This window comes from Glutamicibacter protophormiae (assembly GCF_016894325.1).
In the GTDB taxonomy this organism is placed as follows: domain Bacteria; phylum Actinomycetota; class Actinomycetes; order Actinomycetales; family Micrococcaceae; genus Glutamicibacter; species Glutamicibacter protophormiae.
In genome coordinates this window covers 412795-428962 of record NZ_CP069806.1, presented here as the reverse complement: position 1 = coordinate 428962, position 16168 = coordinate 412795, and the positions used below count along the sequence as shown (strand labels likewise).

General features: G+C 67.7%; 15 protein-coding genes. 6 read left to right on the top strand and 9 right to left on the bottom strand.

Annotation, left to right across the window (positions count from 1 at the left end):
- Positions 1 to 41 precede the first annotated feature (41 nt).
- Positions 42 to 1247 (bottom strand): glycerophosphodiester phosphodiesterase family protein, encoded by a 1206-nt coding sequence (locus JQN66_RS02065; protein ID WP_204676455.1) that lies wholly within the window; start codon positions 1245 to 1247, stop codon positions 42 to 44.
- A gap of 355 nt (positions 1248 to 1602) precedes the next feature.
- Between JQN66_RS02065 and JQN66_RS02060 the strand changes: the two genes are divergently transcribed.
- The 3 genes from JQN66_RS02060 (at position 1603) to JQN66_RS02050 (ending at position 4989) form a co-directional block, all read left to right on the top strand.
- Positions 1603 to 3111, top strand: a complete 1509-nt coding sequence (locus JQN66_RS02060; protein ID WP_204676454.1) for an APC family permease — start codon at positions 1603 to 1605, stop codon at positions 3109 to 3111.
- Between the two features lie 67 nt (positions 3112 to 3178).
- Positions 3179 to 4402 (top strand): saccharopine dehydrogenase family protein, encoded by a 1224-nt coding sequence (locus tag JQN66_RS02055; protein WP_204676453.1) that lies wholly within the window; start codon positions 3179 to 3181, stop codon positions 4400 to 4402.
- Between the two features lie 35 nt (positions 4403 to 4437).
- Positions 4438 to 4989 (top strand): TetR/AcrR family transcriptional regulator, encoded by a 552-nt coding sequence (locus JQN66_RS02050; protein ID WP_204676452.1) that lies wholly within the window; start codon positions 4438 to 4440, stop codon positions 4987 to 4989.
- 24 nt (positions 4990 to 5013) lie between these two features.
- Here the strand turns inward: JQN66_RS02050 and JQN66_RS02045 are convergent, their stop codons facing one another.
- From JQN66_RS02045 to JQN66_RS02020, 6 genes are all read right to left on the bottom strand, one after another.
- Positions 5014 to 5532 carry a hypothetical protein gene (locus JQN66_RS02045; protein ID WP_204676451.1) on the bottom strand — a complete coding sequence of 173 codons (519 nt, stop codon included), beginning with the start codon at positions 5530 to 5532 and terminating at the stop codon, positions 5014 to 5016.
- A 42-nt stretch (positions 5533 to 5574) separates the two neighbouring features.
- Entirely contained in the window at positions 5575 to 5772 is a 198-nt protein-coding gene (locus JQN66_RS02040) for a hypothetical protein (protein WP_204676450.1), read from the bottom strand.
- 10 nt (positions 5773 to 5782) lie between these two features.
- Entirely contained in the window at positions 5783 to 6565 is a 783-nt protein-coding gene (locus JQN66_RS02035) for an IclR family transcriptional regulator domain-containing protein (protein WP_204676449.1), read from the bottom strand.
- A gap of 93 nt (positions 6566 to 6658) precedes the next feature.
- Positions 6659 to 7309, bottom strand: coding sequence for a 3-oxoacid CoA-transferase subunit B (locus tag JQN66_RS02030; RefSeq protein WP_204676448.1), 651 nt, complete (start codon positions 7307 to 7309; stop codon positions 6659 to 6661).
- Complete coding sequence (locus JQN66_RS02025) at positions 7309 to 7980, bottom strand: 3-oxoacid CoA-transferase subunit A (RefSeq protein ID WP_188948391.1); 672 nt, start codon at positions 7978 to 7980, stop codon at positions 7309 to 7311. The genes JQN66_RS02030 and JQN66_RS02025 overlap by 1 nt, the downstream gene beginning before the upstream one ends.
- A 30-nt stretch (positions 7981 to 8010) precedes the next feature.
- Entirely contained in the window at positions 8011 to 9216 is a 1206-nt protein-coding gene (locus JQN66_RS02020) for a thiolase family protein (protein WP_204676447.1), read from the bottom strand.
- A gap of 221 nt (positions 9217 to 9437) precedes the next feature.
- Between JQN66_RS02020 and JQN66_RS02015 the strand changes: the two genes are divergently transcribed.
- Together JQN66_RS02015 and JQN66_RS02010 are read left to right on the top strand one after the other, a co-directional pair.
- Entirely contained in the window at positions 9438 to 10631 is a 1194-nt protein-coding gene (locus JQN66_RS02015) for an MFS transporter (protein ID WP_239464108.1), read from the top strand.
- A 104-nt stretch (positions 10632 to 10735) separates the two neighbouring features.
- Positions 10736 to 11485, top strand: coding sequence for an IclR family transcriptional regulator (locus JQN66_RS02010; RefSeq protein WP_204676446.1), 750 nt, complete (start codon positions 10736 to 10738; stop codon positions 11483 to 11485).
- On the opposite strand, the gene JQN66_RS02005 is transcribed toward JQN66_RS02010, so the two are convergent.
- Positions 11482 to 12279: an aspartate dehydrogenase domain-containing protein gene (locus JQN66_RS02005; protein WP_204676445.1), complete on the bottom strand. Its 798-nt coding sequence runs from the start codon at positions 12277 to 12279 to the stop codon at positions 11482 to 11484. The genes JQN66_RS02010 and JQN66_RS02005 overlap by 4 nt on opposite strands.
- A gap of 106 nt (positions 12280 to 12385) precedes the next feature.
- Positions 12386 to 14683: a choline BCCT transporter BetT gene (betT, locus tag JQN66_RS02000; protein ID WP_420870944.1), complete on the bottom strand. Its 2298-nt coding sequence runs from the start codon at positions 14681 to 14683 to the stop codon at positions 12386 to 12388.
- A 271-nt stretch (positions 14684 to 14954) separates the two neighbouring features.
- Here betT and JQN66_RS01995 point away from each other — a divergent pair, with 271 nt between their 5' ends.
- On the top strand, positions 14955 to 16151 hold the full coding sequence (locus JQN66_RS01995) for a 4-hydroxybenzoate 3-monooxygenase (protein ID WP_204676444.1): 1197 nt from the start codon (positions 14955 to 14957) through the stop codon (positions 16149 to 16151).
- Positions 16152 to 16168 lie beyond the last annotated feature (17 nt).

Below are 16168 nucleotides of genomic sequence, written 5' to 3'. Positions count from 1 at the left end.
TCCCGGGTTTCCGCCCGGGACCTGCTGCTTTCCGAGCGCTCCTAGTTGGCGTAGGTGTCCATCAGCCGTTCTTTGGAGTTCCACAGCGCCAGCGAATCGCCGCCGTTGTTGAGCACCGCCACGCCGCCGCCCAGGTAGACGGCCTGCGAGCTGTTGGTGCCCGGACCCGGGTAGAGGCGCAGCTGCTGCCCCGGCTCCACCTGGTAGCCGGACGGAATGCGCATCACGTTGTTGGCCGCATCGCGCACCAGGTAGCCATTCAGGGACAGCGTGCGGTGCCCGGTGTTCTCCAGCACCACGTGTTCCCCGGTCTGAGGCTGCAGGTCGTTGCCCGGCACGTCGTTCACCGATTCCGCGATCACCAGTCCGTCATTGGACGGGAAGGGCTTGCGCCCGGACAGGTGGCGCGCCACCTGCTGCGGGAAGTCGCCGGTGATGCGCTCGACGCCCAGGTCCAGGGACTGCTCGGCGGCCTCGGTCGAGTTCACCGTGTAGACCCCGAGCTGAAGCCCGGCATCCTTCACGCGCTGCGCGCCGGCGGCGTCCAGCGTGCGGTAGCTGGTGCCGAAGGAGTCGGCGAACTGCGCGTAGTTTTCCAGGGTCGCTGCGTCCGGCACGCTGCCGGCCAGCTGCTGCAGCGGCACCTCGGGCGCCAGCTGGGCGAAGGTTCGGTTCGAGGCCGCGTCGAAGCCGAGCACCTCGATACGGTCCCGGTCCAGCAGCCGCGACCAGCCCTCGCCCTCGGCGAGTGCATTGGCGACCAGCTGCTCCACCCCCGGGGACTTCGCCGGGGACTTGATTTCGATGTAGACGCCGGTGGTGCCGGTCAGGGCTCCGGGCACGCTGTTGAAGTGCGGGATCTTCTCGCCGGCGAACGCCGCGGAGAAATAGGAACCGGCGTCGAGCTGCTGCAGCTCGTCCCAGGTGAATGAGGTGATCGGGTCGTTGTCCCGGCCAGGGAACACGTCCTTGGCGTTGGTGGTCCGGCTGGGGGTGTCGTCGTGGAAGATGAACGGCACGCCGTCCTTGCTCAACTGGACATCGATCTCGATGTAGTCGGCGCCCGACTGGCTGCCGGCCTTGATGGCGGACAGGGTGTTTTCGGGAGCCACGCCGGCGGCCCCGCGGTGGCCGATGAGGGTGGTTTCGTCCGCCGTATTCCCCACCGGGGCCGCCGCTGCAGGGACCGCGATGCCGGCGGTCAGGCTAAGGGCCAGGGCGCCGAGTGCGAGGGGTCGCAAGGTCATGGGTTTATTCCTCCCGTACGTTTCATTGATGCCGACCACTGTGCCGGACCCCGGCGACGAGGCAGTCACGGAGGAATTAACCGCAGGTGAGAATCGGGGAAATTTTTATACCGGATAACACGAACCAACGCCGGCGCGCTTTCGGGCGGGCTCGGCCCGGATCCTCGCAGTACCGGCCCGCCCACCGTCAATTTTTTGAATCATTCAAAAGTAACCCCGCCCACACCCAGTGGTGCGGCGCGTCACCTCAGGGTGTAACTTGACTCACTTCCTTGAAGTTGGCAGGATGTAGCAGACCAACCAGTTGGTTGGTTGAATATCTGTCTTGACGCACTTTCCGGGAGGACCTTTCCGCATGACCACCACGCAGCAGACAAGCAGTCCCCCGAAGCTGACCTCCAAGGGCTTGGCGGCAGGAAAACTCGGACTGATGCAGTCGACCGTCATCGGGCTGGCCTCCACCGCGCCGCTGTACTCGCTGGCCGCGACCCTGGGCTTCATCGTCATGGCCGCCGGGGCGCAGACCCCTGCAGCGCTGATCGTCGCGTTCATCCCGATGTGCCTGACCGCCTTCGCCTACCGCGAGCTGAACACCGCGATCCCCGACAGCGGCACCGCCTTCACCTGGGCGGCCAAGGCCTTCGGTCCGAAAACCGGCTGGATAGCAGGCTGGGCCGTGATGGTCGCCGGCGTGATCGTGATGTCCAGCCAGACCGAGGTCGCCTCCAAGTACCTGCTGCTGCTCATCGGCGACGGGTCCATTGCCGATTCCAAGGTTTTGGTCACCGCGTTCGGCGCGCTGATCATCATCTCGATGACCTGGATTTCCTACCGCGACGTGGAGACCGGGGCGATCACCCAGTACCTGCTGATGGCGCTGCAGTACGCGGCGATCATCGCGTTCTGCATCGGCTTGTACTTCGCGATCCAGACCATGCCGGAGCTGGGACTGCAGTTCTCCTGGGACTGGTTCAACCCGTTCGCCACCGACAACCCGGCCGGGTTCGTGCAGGGCGTGCTGATCGCGATCTTCATCTACTGGGGCTGGGACACCTGCCTGGCGCTGGCCGAGGAAACCAAGAACCCGCGCACCACCCCGGGCCTGGCCGCGCTGCTGTCCACCGCCATGCTGCTGGTGACCTACATCGGCATCACGGTGCTGACCATGATGTTCGCCGGCATCGGCGACACCGGCAAGGGGCTGGGCAACCCGGGCGGCGCCGACGACGTGTTCTTCGCGCTGCGCCTGGACGCCATGGGCTCCTGGGGCTGGCTGCTGGTGCTGGCCGTGGCGGTCTCCGCGCTGGCCACCTGCCAGACCACCATCCTGCCCACCGCCCGCGGCACCCTGTCCATGGGCGTCTACGGCGCGCTGCCCAAGCGCTTCGGCGTGGTCAACCAGGCCTTCAAGACCCCGGCGTACTCGACGCTGTTCACCGGCTCCGCCTCGCTGGTGTTCTACGTGGGCATGACCATCATCTCCGGGGACATCCTGGCCGACACCATCGAGAGCACCTCGCTGGCCGTGGCCCTGTACTACGCGATCACCTCCTTCGCCTGCATCTGGTACTTCCGTTCCACGCTCACGCAGTCCGTGCGCAACCTGTTCTTCCGGCTGCTCATGCCGCTGGTCGGCGGGCTGATGATGTCCGCGGTGTTCATCTACTCGGCCATCAGCATGCTGGACCCGGAGTACGGCACCACCACCATCCTGGGCATCAGCGGCACCTTCGTGATGGGTGTCGGCTCGCTGGCCCTGGGCCTGGTGGTCATGGGGCTGTGGGCGCTGCGCCCGGGCTCCCGCGACTACTTCGCCGGCCGCTCGCTGAACCGCGACACCCCGGTGCTGGTTCCGGAGCACTAGACGCCCGGCACACCGCTCAAGCCATCTTCCCTTTCCATACTGCTACCAGCCCAAAGGACAACCTCCCATGCAGATCCTGATCATCGGAGCCGGCGGCGTCGGCTCCGCCGCGGCCCGCATCGCCTCCCGCCGCAGCTTCTTCGAGAAGCTCACCATCGCTGACTACGACCCGGCCCGCCCGCAGCAGCTGATCGAGGCGATCGGTGACGCCCGCTACGCCGCCGCCCAGGTCGACGCGTCCAGCGAGGATTCCATCGTGGAACTGATCCGCTCCACCGGGGCCACCCACGTGCTCAACGCCGTGGATCCGCGCTTCGTGATGCCGATCTTCACCGCCTGCAAAACCGCCGGGGCCACCTACCTGGACATGGCCATGAGCCTGTCGCAGCGCCACCCGGAGCAGCCGTTCACCCGGACCCACGTCATGCTGGGCGACGAGCAGTTCGCCGCGGCCGATCACTGGGAACGCGACGGGCAGCTGGCCCTGGTGGGCATCGGCGTGGAGCCGGGTCTGTCCAACGTGCTGGCCCGCTACGCGGCCGACGAGCTCTTCGAGGACATCGAGGAGCTCAGCGTGCGCGACGGCGCCAACCTGAGCGTGGAAGGCTACGAGTTCGCCCCGTCCTTCTCCATCTGGACCACCATCGAGGAATGCCTGAATCCGCCGGTGCTGTTCGACAAGGCCAAGGGCGGCTGGTACACCACCGCGCCGTTCTCCGAGCCGACCGTCTTCGAATTCCCGGAAGGCATCGGCGAGGTCGAATGCGTGAACGTGGAGCACGAGGAAGTCACCATGATGCCGCGCTGGCTGGATGCGCAGCGCGTGGACTTCAAGTACGGGCTGGGCAACGAGTTCATCGAGGTGCTCAAGACCCTGAACAAGCTGGGCCTGGATTCCACCGACCCGGTGTCGGTGCGCGGCGTGCAGGTCTCCCCGCGCGACGTCGTCGCCGCCTGCCTGCCGGACCCTGCCACCCTGGGCCCGCTGATGAAGGGCAAGACCTGCGCCGGCGTGCTGGTCACCGGCACGCTGAAGGACGGCAGCACCGGCTCGCGCTACCTGTACCACGTGGCGGACAACGAGGACACCATGGCGCGCGACAACTCCCAGGCCGTGGTCTGGCAGACCGCGGTGAACCCGGTCATCGCCCTGGAGCTGCTGGCCAACGGCACCTGGTCCGGCGCCGGCGTCCTGGGCCCGGAGGCCTTCACTGCAGCACCGTTCCTGGACCTGCTGGCCGCGGCCGAACCGGCGGGCTACGGCTCGCCGTGGGGTATCGTCGAAAAGTAAACTGCACACCCCAAGCCCCTGGAGACGCCGCGCCCATGAGCACCGCAACCAAGCAGGAGATCATCCTCGACGCCTATGTGGCGCTGCTCTACGAGCACGGCGCCCGCGAGGCGACGATCGATGCCACAGCCAAGCGCAGCGGGCTGTCCAAGGCGGGGCTGCTGCACTACTTCCGCTCGCGCCAGGCGCTGGACACCGAACTGGTCCGGCGCCTGAACGAGCTGATCGACGCGGACGTGGCGGCGATGGGCACGGATCCCGCGCAGGCGGTGCACTACTATTTCGCCTCCTCCATGGAGGAGGACTCGCCGCTGGAGCGCATGGTGGTGGCCGCGACCCGGCTGGCCCAGCGCGGCAACGAGGACGCCTCCGCGGCGCTGCGCCGCGGGCGGGACCTCTGGTACCGGGTGCTCAACGACGCGCTGGGCGATCCGGTGCTGGCCAAGCTCGCGCTGCTGGCCGGCGACGGGGTCAGCTACCACCTGGATATTTCCCGCGGGCACCAGGACGGCTTCCTGGATGCCGGCACCGTGCAGCAGCTGGTGCGGCAGCTGCTGGCCTGCAGGCCCCCGGCCGAGACGGCCTGAGCACGGGCACGCTTTCCTCGGGGCCTACTTTGCTGCGGGCCCGCCGCTGCTCCAGTCGTAGCCGGAGCCGGTGACGATGGTTTTCCACGGACCGTCGGGCACGTCCACGTCGTCCACGAAGCGCCAGGACACCCCGGTCTGGGTGCCGTTCAGCTCGGTGAAGCCCAGGCAGCCGACCACCGCCGGGGAGACGTCCATCCCGGCGCCGTTGAACCTGGTGCTCTTCGGCCCGGTGTTCCCGTCGCCGAACACGTAGTCGACGTCGTCGTATTCCGCCGGGCCGGCGTCCTGGATCTGCGCGTAGCAGGTGCTGCCCTTGTAGCGCAGCTGCACCCAGCGGTTCTTCATGTAGGAGAACTCCCGGTTCTCCAGATTCCCGGCGTACCCCGGGTCGTCGGCCCAGGGGATCCGGCCGCGCTGCGCGAACGCGGCGTCGTTGTTCACGTCGTCGAAGGGCAGGTCCAGGTAGAACGGGTTCTGCTTCGGGGTCATGGACGTCGGGAAGAAGCCGTTCTCCGCGGTGCGCGGTTCGGTCTGGCACACGCCGTCCTCGATCACCCCGTCGCAGCCGCCGAAGCGCTCGTATCACCAGCCGCCGTAGGCGCTGATGACCTGCGAGCCGTCCGCGGCGGCGGGGTCGTAGATCTCCCCCACCCAGAAGGTCGTCGCCACCAGGCACAGGTGCCAGGGGTACTTCCGCCCGCGCAGGGCCCCGCCCCTGGACACCGAATCCCACAGCTGGCGGCCGACCGCCTCCACCTTGCACAGGGTGTCTTCGAACATGGTGCGACTCCTATTTCCGGGCGGCCAGCGCCTGTTCCACCTGGGCCGCGGCGGCCTGCAGCCGCGGCAGGATGGCCTGTGCGGCGTCCAGGGCCTCGGCCGGTCCGGCCGGGCCCACGCTCATGGACACGTTCATGGCAGCGGCCACCGTGCCGTCCGGGCGGTGCACCGGCACCGCCACCGAGCGCAGCCCCACCGACAGTTCCTGGTCCACCACGGCGAAGCCCCGGGCGCGGACCTGCGCCAGCTCGGCGCGCAGCGCGGTCGGATCGGTGATGGTGTTCGGGGCCAGCGGCCCTTGGATTCCGGCCAGCGCGGCCTCGATGGTGGCTTCGCCGGCGTGTGCCAGCAGCACGCGGCCCATGGAGGTGTGGATGGCCGGGAACCGGGTCCCCACCGAGATGCCCACCCGCATGATGGAGCGGGTATGCACGCGGGCCACGTACATGATCTCGCTGCCTTCCAGCACCGCGGCGGAAGCGGATTCGCCCACGGCGGCGGACAGGCTTTCGAGCACCGGCTCGATCAGCTGCGGCAGCGTGGCGCTGGACAGGTAGGCGTAACCCAGCTGCAGGACCTTGTGGGTCAGCTCGAAGTACTTCCCGTCCGACCGGACGTAGCCCAGCTCCTGCAAGGTGAGCAGGAAGCGCCGCGCGGTGGCCCGTGAGAGGCCGGTGCGCGCGGCGACCTCGGACAGCGTCATGGAGGGGTGCTCCGCGTCGAAGCTGCTGATTACCTGCAGGCCGCGGGCCAGGGACTGCACCGGTGCGGTGCCCGTGCTCTGCTCGCTCATCGGCCATCCTTTGAAATTCGTCGAAAATACCAGTGGGGGCGCCCGCACAGGGCGCCCCCACTAATCTACTTGGTCGGGCAGGAGCCGATCCGCTTAGGCGCGCTCCAGCGCCACCGGGATGCGGGAGGCGAGGTCCTCGAAGCTGATGCCGTGGGTGGAGCGGACGAACACTTTTGAATCGCGCAGCTCGAACACCGCAGACTCGGTGTAGATCCGTGAGACGCAGCCCAGGCCGGTGACCGGATAGCTCAGCTCCTTGACCAGCTTGGATTCGCCGGCCTTGGTGAACAGGCTCATCATGACCCAGGTCTGCTTGGCGCCGATGGCCAGGTCCATGGCGCCGCCCACCGCCGGGATGGCGCCCTCGGCGCCGGTGTGCCAGTTGGCCAGGTCCCCGGCTTCGGAGATCTGGAAGGCGCCGAGCACGCAGACGTCCAGGTGCCCGCCGCGCATCATCGCGAAGGAGTCCGCGTGGTGGAAGAAGCTGGCGCCGGGCAGCTCGGTGACCGGGATCTTGCCGGCGTTGATCAGGTCCTCGTCGATGTCCTCGCCGGTGGCGACCGGGCCCATGCCCAGCATGCCGTTCTCGGTGTGCAGGGTGACGCCCTGGTCCGCGGTGAGGAAGTTCGAGACATTGGTCGGCTGGCCGATGCCCAGGTTCACGAAGGCGCCGGCCGGGATGTCCGCGGCCACCTGCTGCGCCATCTCATCGCGGGTGAGTTTCTCTGGCGTGTACGTAGTCATTAGTTGCTGCCTCCCAGCGCCACCACGGTGTCGACGTAGATTCCCGGGGTGATCACGTTTTCCGGATCGATGCCGCCCACCGGCACGACCTCGTCCACCTGGACGATGGCCTGCGCGGCCGCGGTGGCCATGATGGGGCCGAAGTTGCGTGCGGTCTTGCGGTAGACCAGGTTGCCGTGCGTGTCCGCGCGCAGCGCCTTGATCAGCGCGAAATCCGCGTGGATCGGCGATTCCAGCACGTAGCCGCGCCCGTCGATGATGCGGGTTTCCTTGCCCTCGGCCAGCAGCGTGCCGTAGCCGGTCGGGGTGAAGAAGCCGCCGATGCCGGCGCCGGCGGCGCGGATGCGCTCGGCCAGGTTGCCCTGCGGGACCAGCTCCAGCTCGATCTCCCCGGCACGGTAGGCCTCATCGAAGTGCCAGGAGTCGGACTGGCGCGGGAAGGAGCAGATGATCTTCTTGACCCGGCGTTCCTTGATCAGCAGCGCCAGGCCGGCGTCGGCCTGGCCGGCGTTGTTGTTGACCACCGTCAGGTCGGTGGCGCCGCACTGCATGAGCGCGTCGATCAGTTCCATGGGCTGCCCGGCGTTGCCGAAGCCGCCGATCAGGACGGTGGAGCCGTCGGTGATCTGCGCGACCGCGTCGGCCGCCGAGGTGGCGATGCGTGGTGCCATTGCTGGTGTTCTCCGAATTCTCTGGTGGTGTTAGGCGCTGGTGTTTTCCAGGACCACGGCAAGGCCCTGGCCCACGCCGATGCAGATGGCGGCCACCCCGTAGCGCTGGCCAGATTCGGCCAGGCGGCGGGCCAGGGTGCCCAGGATGCGCAGGCCCGAGGCCCCCAGCGGGTGGCCGATGGCGATCGCGCCGCCCCAGGCGTTGACGATGGATTCGTCGATCTCCCAGGCCCGCACGCAGGCCAGCGACTGGGCGGCAAACGCCTCATTCAGCTCGACCGCGGCGATGTCCTTCCAGGTCAGTCCGGCCTTGGCGACTGCCTTGTTGGCGGCTTGAACCGGGGCGAAGCCGAAGAACTGCGGATCCAGCGCGAAGGCTCCGTTGGAGACGATACGGGCGATGGGCTTGGCGCCCAGCAGCTGGCCGCCGCGCTCAGAACCGATGAAGGCGGCCGAGGCGCCGTCGGACATCGGCGAGGCGTTGCCGGCGGTGACGGTGGCGTTCTCGCCGGTGCGGAACACGGTGCGCAGCCCGGCCAGGGTCTGCGCGGTGGAGTCCGCGCGGATGGTCTCATCCCGGCTCGTTTCCGTCCCGCGCTTGTTCGCCGGCGGCACCGGGACCACCAGGTCCTGGTACTTGCCCGCGTCCCAGGCCGCGGCGGCCTGCTGGTGCGAGCGGGCGGAGAATTCGTCCTGGTCCTCGCGGGTGATCTGGTGGCGTTCGCGCAGCTGCTCGGTGGCCTCGCCCAGCGAGACGGTCCATTCGCCCGGCATCGCCGGGTTGACCAGGCGCCAGCCCAGGGTGGTGTTGGACAGCTCGAGGTTGCTCATCGGGAAGGGGCGCTCGGTCTTGGGCAGCACCCAGGGCGCGCGGCTCATCGACTCGACGCCGCCGACCAGCACCAGGTCGGCGTCCCCGGTGGCGACCTGGCGGGAGGCGGCGATGGCCGCGTCCAGCGAGGAGCCGCACAGCCGGTTCATCGTGGTGCCGGGGAGGGTGGTGGGCAGGCCGGCCAGCAGGGTGGCCATGCGGGCGACGTTGCGGTTTTCCTCGCCGGCGCCGTTGGCATTGCCGAAGATCGACTCGTCGATGGTTGCCGGATCCAGCGCGGACGAGCGGGCCACCAGCTCGCGGACCACGTGGGCGGCCAGGTCGTCGGGGCGGTGCCCGGATAGCGCACCACCGATCTTGCCGAAGGGCGTGCGGATTGCGTCGTATAGATAAGCCTGCTGCATCAGTCGGTGCTCCATCGCTCAAAAAGTTCACTGTGTGAACTTAAGTTCATAATAAGAACTTTACCAGCCCTTTGCCCGCAACCTCAAGGTCTGGCACGGAAATATCCACCCCAAAAGTTCACATGGTGAACATTTGTGCGTTTTACGAATGAGGTGCTAGTCTCACTAGGTCATGATGAGGATCACCATTCATCGCGAGTAGTTTTCGAAAGGACCTCCCCTTGGCCACGACACCCGCCGGCACCACACCAGTCAAACTCGGTGGCTGGATTGCCGCCCTCTGCTTCTTCATCGTGGTCTTCGAGGGCTACGACATCGTCGCCCTGGGCGCGACCATTCCCGTGCTCACCGATCCGGGGGTCGGCGGCTTCAGCGTCGACCAAATGAACTGGGTCAACACCTTCTCGCTGATCGGCGTGGGTGTGGGCGCGGCCTTCATGGGGCGGCTGGCCGACCGTTTCGGCCGGCGTCGTCCGCTGCTGCTCGCGGTGCTCGTCTTCTCGATCTTCACCCTCGTCTTCCCGCTCATGCCCTCGGCAACCTTGATGGGGCTGGTGCGCTTCATCGCAGGCCTCGGCCTGGGCGGATGCATGCCGGTCGCGCTGGCGCTGATGCAGGAAAATGCTCCGGTGGGACGCCGCGCGCTGGCCAACAACCTGCCGATGGTCGGCTACCACCTCGGTGCGGTGCTGGCCTCGCTGGCAGGCAAGGCCGCCGGAATCCACTGGTCGATCCTCTACTATCTGGGCGGCGGGCTGGGCCTGGTGCTGCTGGCGCTGCTGTGGTTCAAGCTGCCCGAAAGCGACGTCACCCCTTCCGGCGAGCGCACCTCCATCATGGACGTGCTCAAGCCCAAGTACCTGCGCAGCTCCATAGGCCTGTGGATCGCGGCCTTCATGGGCCTGGTGCTGGTCTACGGCTTGAACGCCTGGCTGCCGAAGATCATGGGCGCGGCCGGCTACCCGGTGGCCGACTCGCTGACCATGCTCTTCGTGCTGAACCTCGGCGCGATCGCCGGACTCATCATCAGCGCCTACGCCGCCGATGCCAAGGGAATCAAGCTCGTCTCGCTGCTCTGGTTCGCCGCTTCCGCGGTGTTCCTGGTCCTGCTGGCCGTGCCCTTCGGCAGCCAGGCGCTGCTGACCGCGGTATTGTTCGTGACCGGCGTCTTCGTCTTCAGCTCGCAGTGCCTGATGTACGTCTACGCGGGCCACGTGTACCCGCGGGACATGGTGGCCACCGGCATCGGCCTGGCCTCGGGCATCGGCCGCTTCGGCGCGATCATCGGCCCCTACGTCACCGGCCTGATGGTCGCCGCCGGCACCGCCTACCCGGGCGCGTTCTTCCTCTACGGCGGTGCGGCGCTGATCGCGGTCCTGGTCATCGCGCAGATCCCCAAGCCCAAGAGCTCCTAGCGGCGCACCCCGCCCATTCGAATCGAGCAACGCCGGATCCCCTTCCAGGGGTCCGGCGTTCTTCGTCCGGCCGCCTGCCGGATCGTGCAGTTAGAGTAGGTTCCATGGCCAATTCGCCCAGTGGGGATTCGATGCTGGACCGATTGGTCCGCATCCTCGACGCGTTCGACCAGCACACGCCGTCGATGAGCGTGCTGGCGCTGGCCCGGCGCGCGCAGATTCCCAAGGCGACCATGTACCGGCTGCTCGACGAGATGGTGTCCCACGGCCTGCTATCCCGCGGCAAGGACGGCCAGGTGACCCTGGGTCTGCGCCTGTGGGAACTGGCGAACCGCAGCGCCGCCACCCAGGACCTGCGCAAGGCGGCCCTGCCCTTCATGGAGGACATCAACCAGCTGCTGGGGCAGAACACCCAGCTGTCGATGCTGCACGAGGACGAGGTGCTGATCATCGAGCGGCTCTCCCGCCCGGGATCGGTGGTCAACCAGGCCAGCGTGGCCGGGCGCATGCCGGTGCACCGCACCTCCATGGGCATGGCGCTGCTGGCCTTCTCCCGGCCGGAGGCCATCCACGGGTTCCTTGAGCGCCACCGCGAGCTGATGCTGGCCACCCACCCGAACTTCCGCGCCGAAATGGCGGAGATCCGGCGCAACGGCTTCGCCTCCATGGACGGCTACATCGACGAGGAGACCACCGGCGTGGCCGCGCCCATCCTGGACCTGCAGGGCTACGCGCTGGCGGTGCTGTCCGTGGTGGTGCCGCGCGGTTCCGCGACGCTGCCCGCCGCCGCGCTGGCGTTGCGCACCGCGGCCCGAGGCATCTCCCGCGCGCTGGGCCACGCGGCGGAGAGCTAGATCAGCCCGCCGCGCGCTCCGAGCGCGGCCTCGAGCGAGCGCAGCACCGCCCAGGGCACCACGCCGCTGGTGCGGGGATTGCGCGCCGAGGGCTGGTTCTTGATGGAAAAGCAGTAGTCGCCGCTGGCGCCGCGGGCTTCGATCGTATGCTCGGTCAGCTCGGCCAGGGGGTCGGCCAGCAGGCGCACGGAAACCACGTCCCAGTTCCCGACCGCCAGCGCCACCGCCGCCGCGACATTCAGTGACTTGGGGAACTGCTGCGCCGCCTGCCGGGCCGGCCCGGCAAAGACCTCGACAGGCGCGGCGGCGGATTCCAGCCCTGCGCGTCGGGCGGCACCCATCCACGGCTGGACCAGCGTTGAGGGGAGTTTGCGGGTGGTGATGAGAACCTCGGAGAACGCACCCATGTGGGCGCCGGAGGCCAGCAGGTCCAGGCCTCCCACCGCGCCCGGGCTGCAGAACAGGCGGCCGGGCCCGGCGTGGGCCAGCCGCTCGGCGAGGCCCCGGTCCGCCAGCGCGCCCAGAGAGATCAGCAGCAGGTCGACCCCGGCGTCGAGGATCGCCGCCGCATGGTCGCGCACCGCCTGCTGGCCGGCGCATTCGACGATCAGATCGCAGCGTTCCAGCGCGTCATCCAGCGAGAACTGCGCGTAGGGCAGCTCCTGCCCGCGGCGCAGGATGACGCCTTCCAGCACGCCCCCTGCCACGCGGCCGGCCGCGAGCTCGGCGGCCACCAGGGAACCGATGGCCCCATGCCCCAGGACTCCAATACGCTGTGCGGTGCCCGGTGCCATGACCATCCATTCAGTAGAGCGGCAAGTTTCCAATCCGCCAGGCAGTTGGCGGGTTACCGCCAGCTTAGGCCAGCCTGGAGGTTATGCCTAAGCCGGCCGGATCCTGTCACCTTCGATCCTCCGGCGGATCGCCCGGGGCGCCCTCGTCCGGCTCGTCGGCCGCCTCGTTGTCCACCAGCGGGATCGTGCCGGTGGTAGGCGGCGGCGGGGTGAGCACCGAGGCGTAGTCCTTTTCGCTGGAGTACTGCAGGAATCCCAGGTGCGACTCGAAGCGGTCCAGCACGTCGTTGATGATCTGCTGGCGGCTCAGCCCCATCAGGTCGTACCCCTCGGAGCCGGTGTGCGTGAAGACTTCCAGCCGGTAGTACACGTCGATCTGGCGCGACATGGCGCGGCCGCCGAAGGCCGGCACCGGCGCCTGCACCGCGGCGGTGCGGTACTGGAAGCTGCGGTGGCTCTCGATGTTGACCTGCAGCGTGTACTCGGTGATCCCGCTGTCCGCGCCGGCCAGCGAGGACAGCTGCGCGTCGTAGCCCAGCTGCGTGAATTCCGCGGCCACGTCCTTCAGCGCGGGGTGCAGGGTCTCGCGCACGTACTGGCCGACCGCGCGGTCCGAGGGGTAGGCGCGCAGCCCGGCCAGCCGTTGGCGCCAGGTCTTCTCCGGGGCGGTGCCGCCGTCCGCCGCGGTCGAGCGGCGGCGCAGCACCTGGCCTTCGCGTTCCGCGCGTTCCATGCGCAGCACCTTGAAGAAGGAGGCCATCACCAGGTAGGCGATGATGGTCACCGGCAGCGCGAAGATCAGGGTCGCGTATTCCATGGTGGTCACCCCGCCGGCGATCAGCATGGCGATGGTGAGAAGCGCGGTGACCAGCGCCCAGAAGATGCGCATCCACTTGGCGCCGTCCTGGCTCGGGTCCTTGATGGTGGAGGAGAAGTTCGACATCACCATGGCCCCGGAGTTGGCGCTGGTCAGGTAGAACAGCAGGCCCGACAGCGTGGCCAGGCCGATCAGGAAGGGCGCTCCGGGGAATTTCGAGAGCAGCTCGTACCAGCCCTGCTCCGGGTTCGCCATGGCCAGTTCGGCGAACCCGCGGTTCCCGTTGAACACCTCCCAGAGCGCCGAGTTGCCGAAGGTGCAGACGATGAAGAAATCGCACAGCACCGGCGCGGTGATCGCGGCGATCACGAATTCGCGCAGCGTGCGGCCTCGGGAAATCCGGGCCAGGAACAATCCGACGAACGGGCCCCAGGCCAGCCAGAAGGCCCAGAAGAACAGCGTCCAGCTGCCCATCCATTCGGCTCCCCCGTCCTGGTAGGCGAAGGTCTGCAGCGTGCGTTCGGGCAGGGTGACGATGAACCGGCCGATGTTCTCCACGAAGGAGTTGAGCAGGAAGGAGGTATGGCCGGTGACCAGGATGTAGAGCACCATGGCACCGGCCGCCCACATGTTCAGCTCGGAGATCAGCCTGATGCCCTTGTCCATGCCGGAGGTGCACGCCACGATGGTCATCAGCACCGCCACCAGCACCAGCGCGATCTGCAGCGCCAGCCCTTCGGGCAGCCCGAAGATCATCGAGAAGCCCACGTTCAGCAGCACCACGCCGATGCCCATCGACGTTGCCACGCCGAAGACGGTTCCCACCAGCGCGAAGATGTCGATGACGTCTCCGGCCGCGCCGCGCACGCGCTTGCCCAGCAGCGGATAGAGCACCGCGCGGATGGACAGCGGCATGCCCCAGCGGTAGGCGAAGTAGCCCATGGCCATGCCCAGCAGCGAATACATGGACCAGCCGGCGATGCCGTAGTGGAACATCGTCCACACCACCGCGTCCTGCGCTGCCGCCGCCGACTCGGGGTCGGCCGCCGGCGGGGCGAGGTACTGGGTGATCGGTCCGGTGACCGAGTAGAAGAGCATGTCGATGCCCACGCCCGCCGCGAAGAGCATCGCCACCCAGGTCACCAGCTTGTACTGGGGCCGCGAATGATCCGGCCCCAGGCGCACGCTGCCCTCCTTGGAGAAGGCGACCCACAGCACGAAGGCCACCACCAGGGTGACCGTGATGACGTAGAACCAGCCCAGGTTCTCCGCGATCCAGGACACCATGCTGTGCATCGTGGAGGCCGCGTGCCCCGGGGCGAACATGGCCCACAGGGAGAAGGCGACGATGACCGCAGCGGCGATGGCGAAGACCCGCCAGTTGACCTTCGGCCCGGGATCCTCGCCCAGGTCCTTCGGCCCCCGGCTGAGCTCCGCACTGGAAATCGGGGCCTTGAGCTCGTCGAGGCCCGCTTCCCGGGGCTTCCTGCTCACCCCGAACAATTCCCTCTCGATGACGACGTTGTCCTCCCCGCCCTTCGTGAACGGCTGCTTTCCCGGATCAGACATTTTTTCTGGATCAGACATTGGTGCTCCTCAGAATCATCAGCGAAGCGGCGCGGTAGGCCCGGCATACTGTAGCGAAAGTACCACCGCTGCCAACGGGTCCACCACGGCGCCTTGCAGATTGCCAGCCGCGCGGAAACCCCATTTTTCTCATTCATCGGGAAGGGAGGGGAAGTGTGAGGCACGGCACCGTCATGCTGTAGAAGATTCATCGTCGGCGTCCATGTTGACGACGCGGCCGCGCAGGCCGGTCATCTCCCACAACACATGGCAGTACACATAAAGGAACCCCATGGCGCAGGCAGCCCGTATTCTGAAAACCAAGGTCGGCATCATCGGCGGCGGCCCCGCCGGCTTGATGCTCTCCCACCTGCTGTCCAAGTCCGGCATCGAGAACATCGTTATCGAGATGCGCGACCACGAAACCATCCGCAACACCCACCGCGCAGGCATCCTGGAGGCCCAGGCGGTCTCCATGCTCACCGATTCCGGCGTCGAGGGCCGCGTGCTGACCCACGGCGACGAGCACTCCGGCATCGACCTGCGCTTCAACGGCGAATCCCACCCGCTGGACTTCCGCGAGCTGGTGGACGCCACCGTCACCCTGTACGCCCAGAACGAGGTGTTCGTGGACCTGGCCGCGGCCCGTGCACGCGACAACGGCGACGTGCGCTTCAACTGCGAGGTCACCGAGATCCTGGATCTGGAAACCAGCACCCCGAAGTTCCGCTTCACCGACGCCGAGGGCACGCTGTTCGAGGTGCACGCGGACGTGATCGTCGGCGCCGACGGCTCGCGCTCCTTCGCCCGCCGCCAGATGCCGGATTCCGTGAAGCAGGATTTCAAGGTCACCTACCCCTTCGCCTGGTTCGGGATCCTCACCGAAGCCCCGAAGTCCTCCCCGGAGCTGATCTACGCGAACTCCCCGCACGGCTTCGCGCTGATCTCGCAGCGCAGCGAAACCGTGCAGCGCATGTACTTCCAGTGCGACCCGAACGAGAACGTGGACGACTGGAGCGAGGACCGCATCTGGAGCGAGCTGAACCAGCGCGTGGCCGGGCCGGACGGCTTCGAGCTGAAGACCGGGCCGATCTTCGACAAGACCGTGCTGGGCTTCCGCTCCTTCGTGCGCCAGCCGCTGTCGCACGGACGCATGTTCCTGATCGGCGACGCCGGCCACACCGTGCCGCCCACCGGGGCCAAGGGCCTGAACCTGGCCTTCGCCGATGTGAAGGTGCTTTTCGAAGCTCTCGACTCGTTCTTCTCCACCGGCAGCGACAAGCTGCTGGGAGGCTACTCGGACCTCGCCCTGAAGCGGGTCTGGAAGGCCCAGAACTTCTCCTACTGGATGACCTCCATGCTGCACACGCCGGTGAACGCCGATCCGTTCATGGCCCAGCGTGCCCTGGGAGAACTCGATACCGTGACCTCCTCGCGGTACGGGCAGCAGTACCTGGCCGAGTCCTACACCGGCTGGCCGCACTCCTAACTCCCGATTCCAGAACC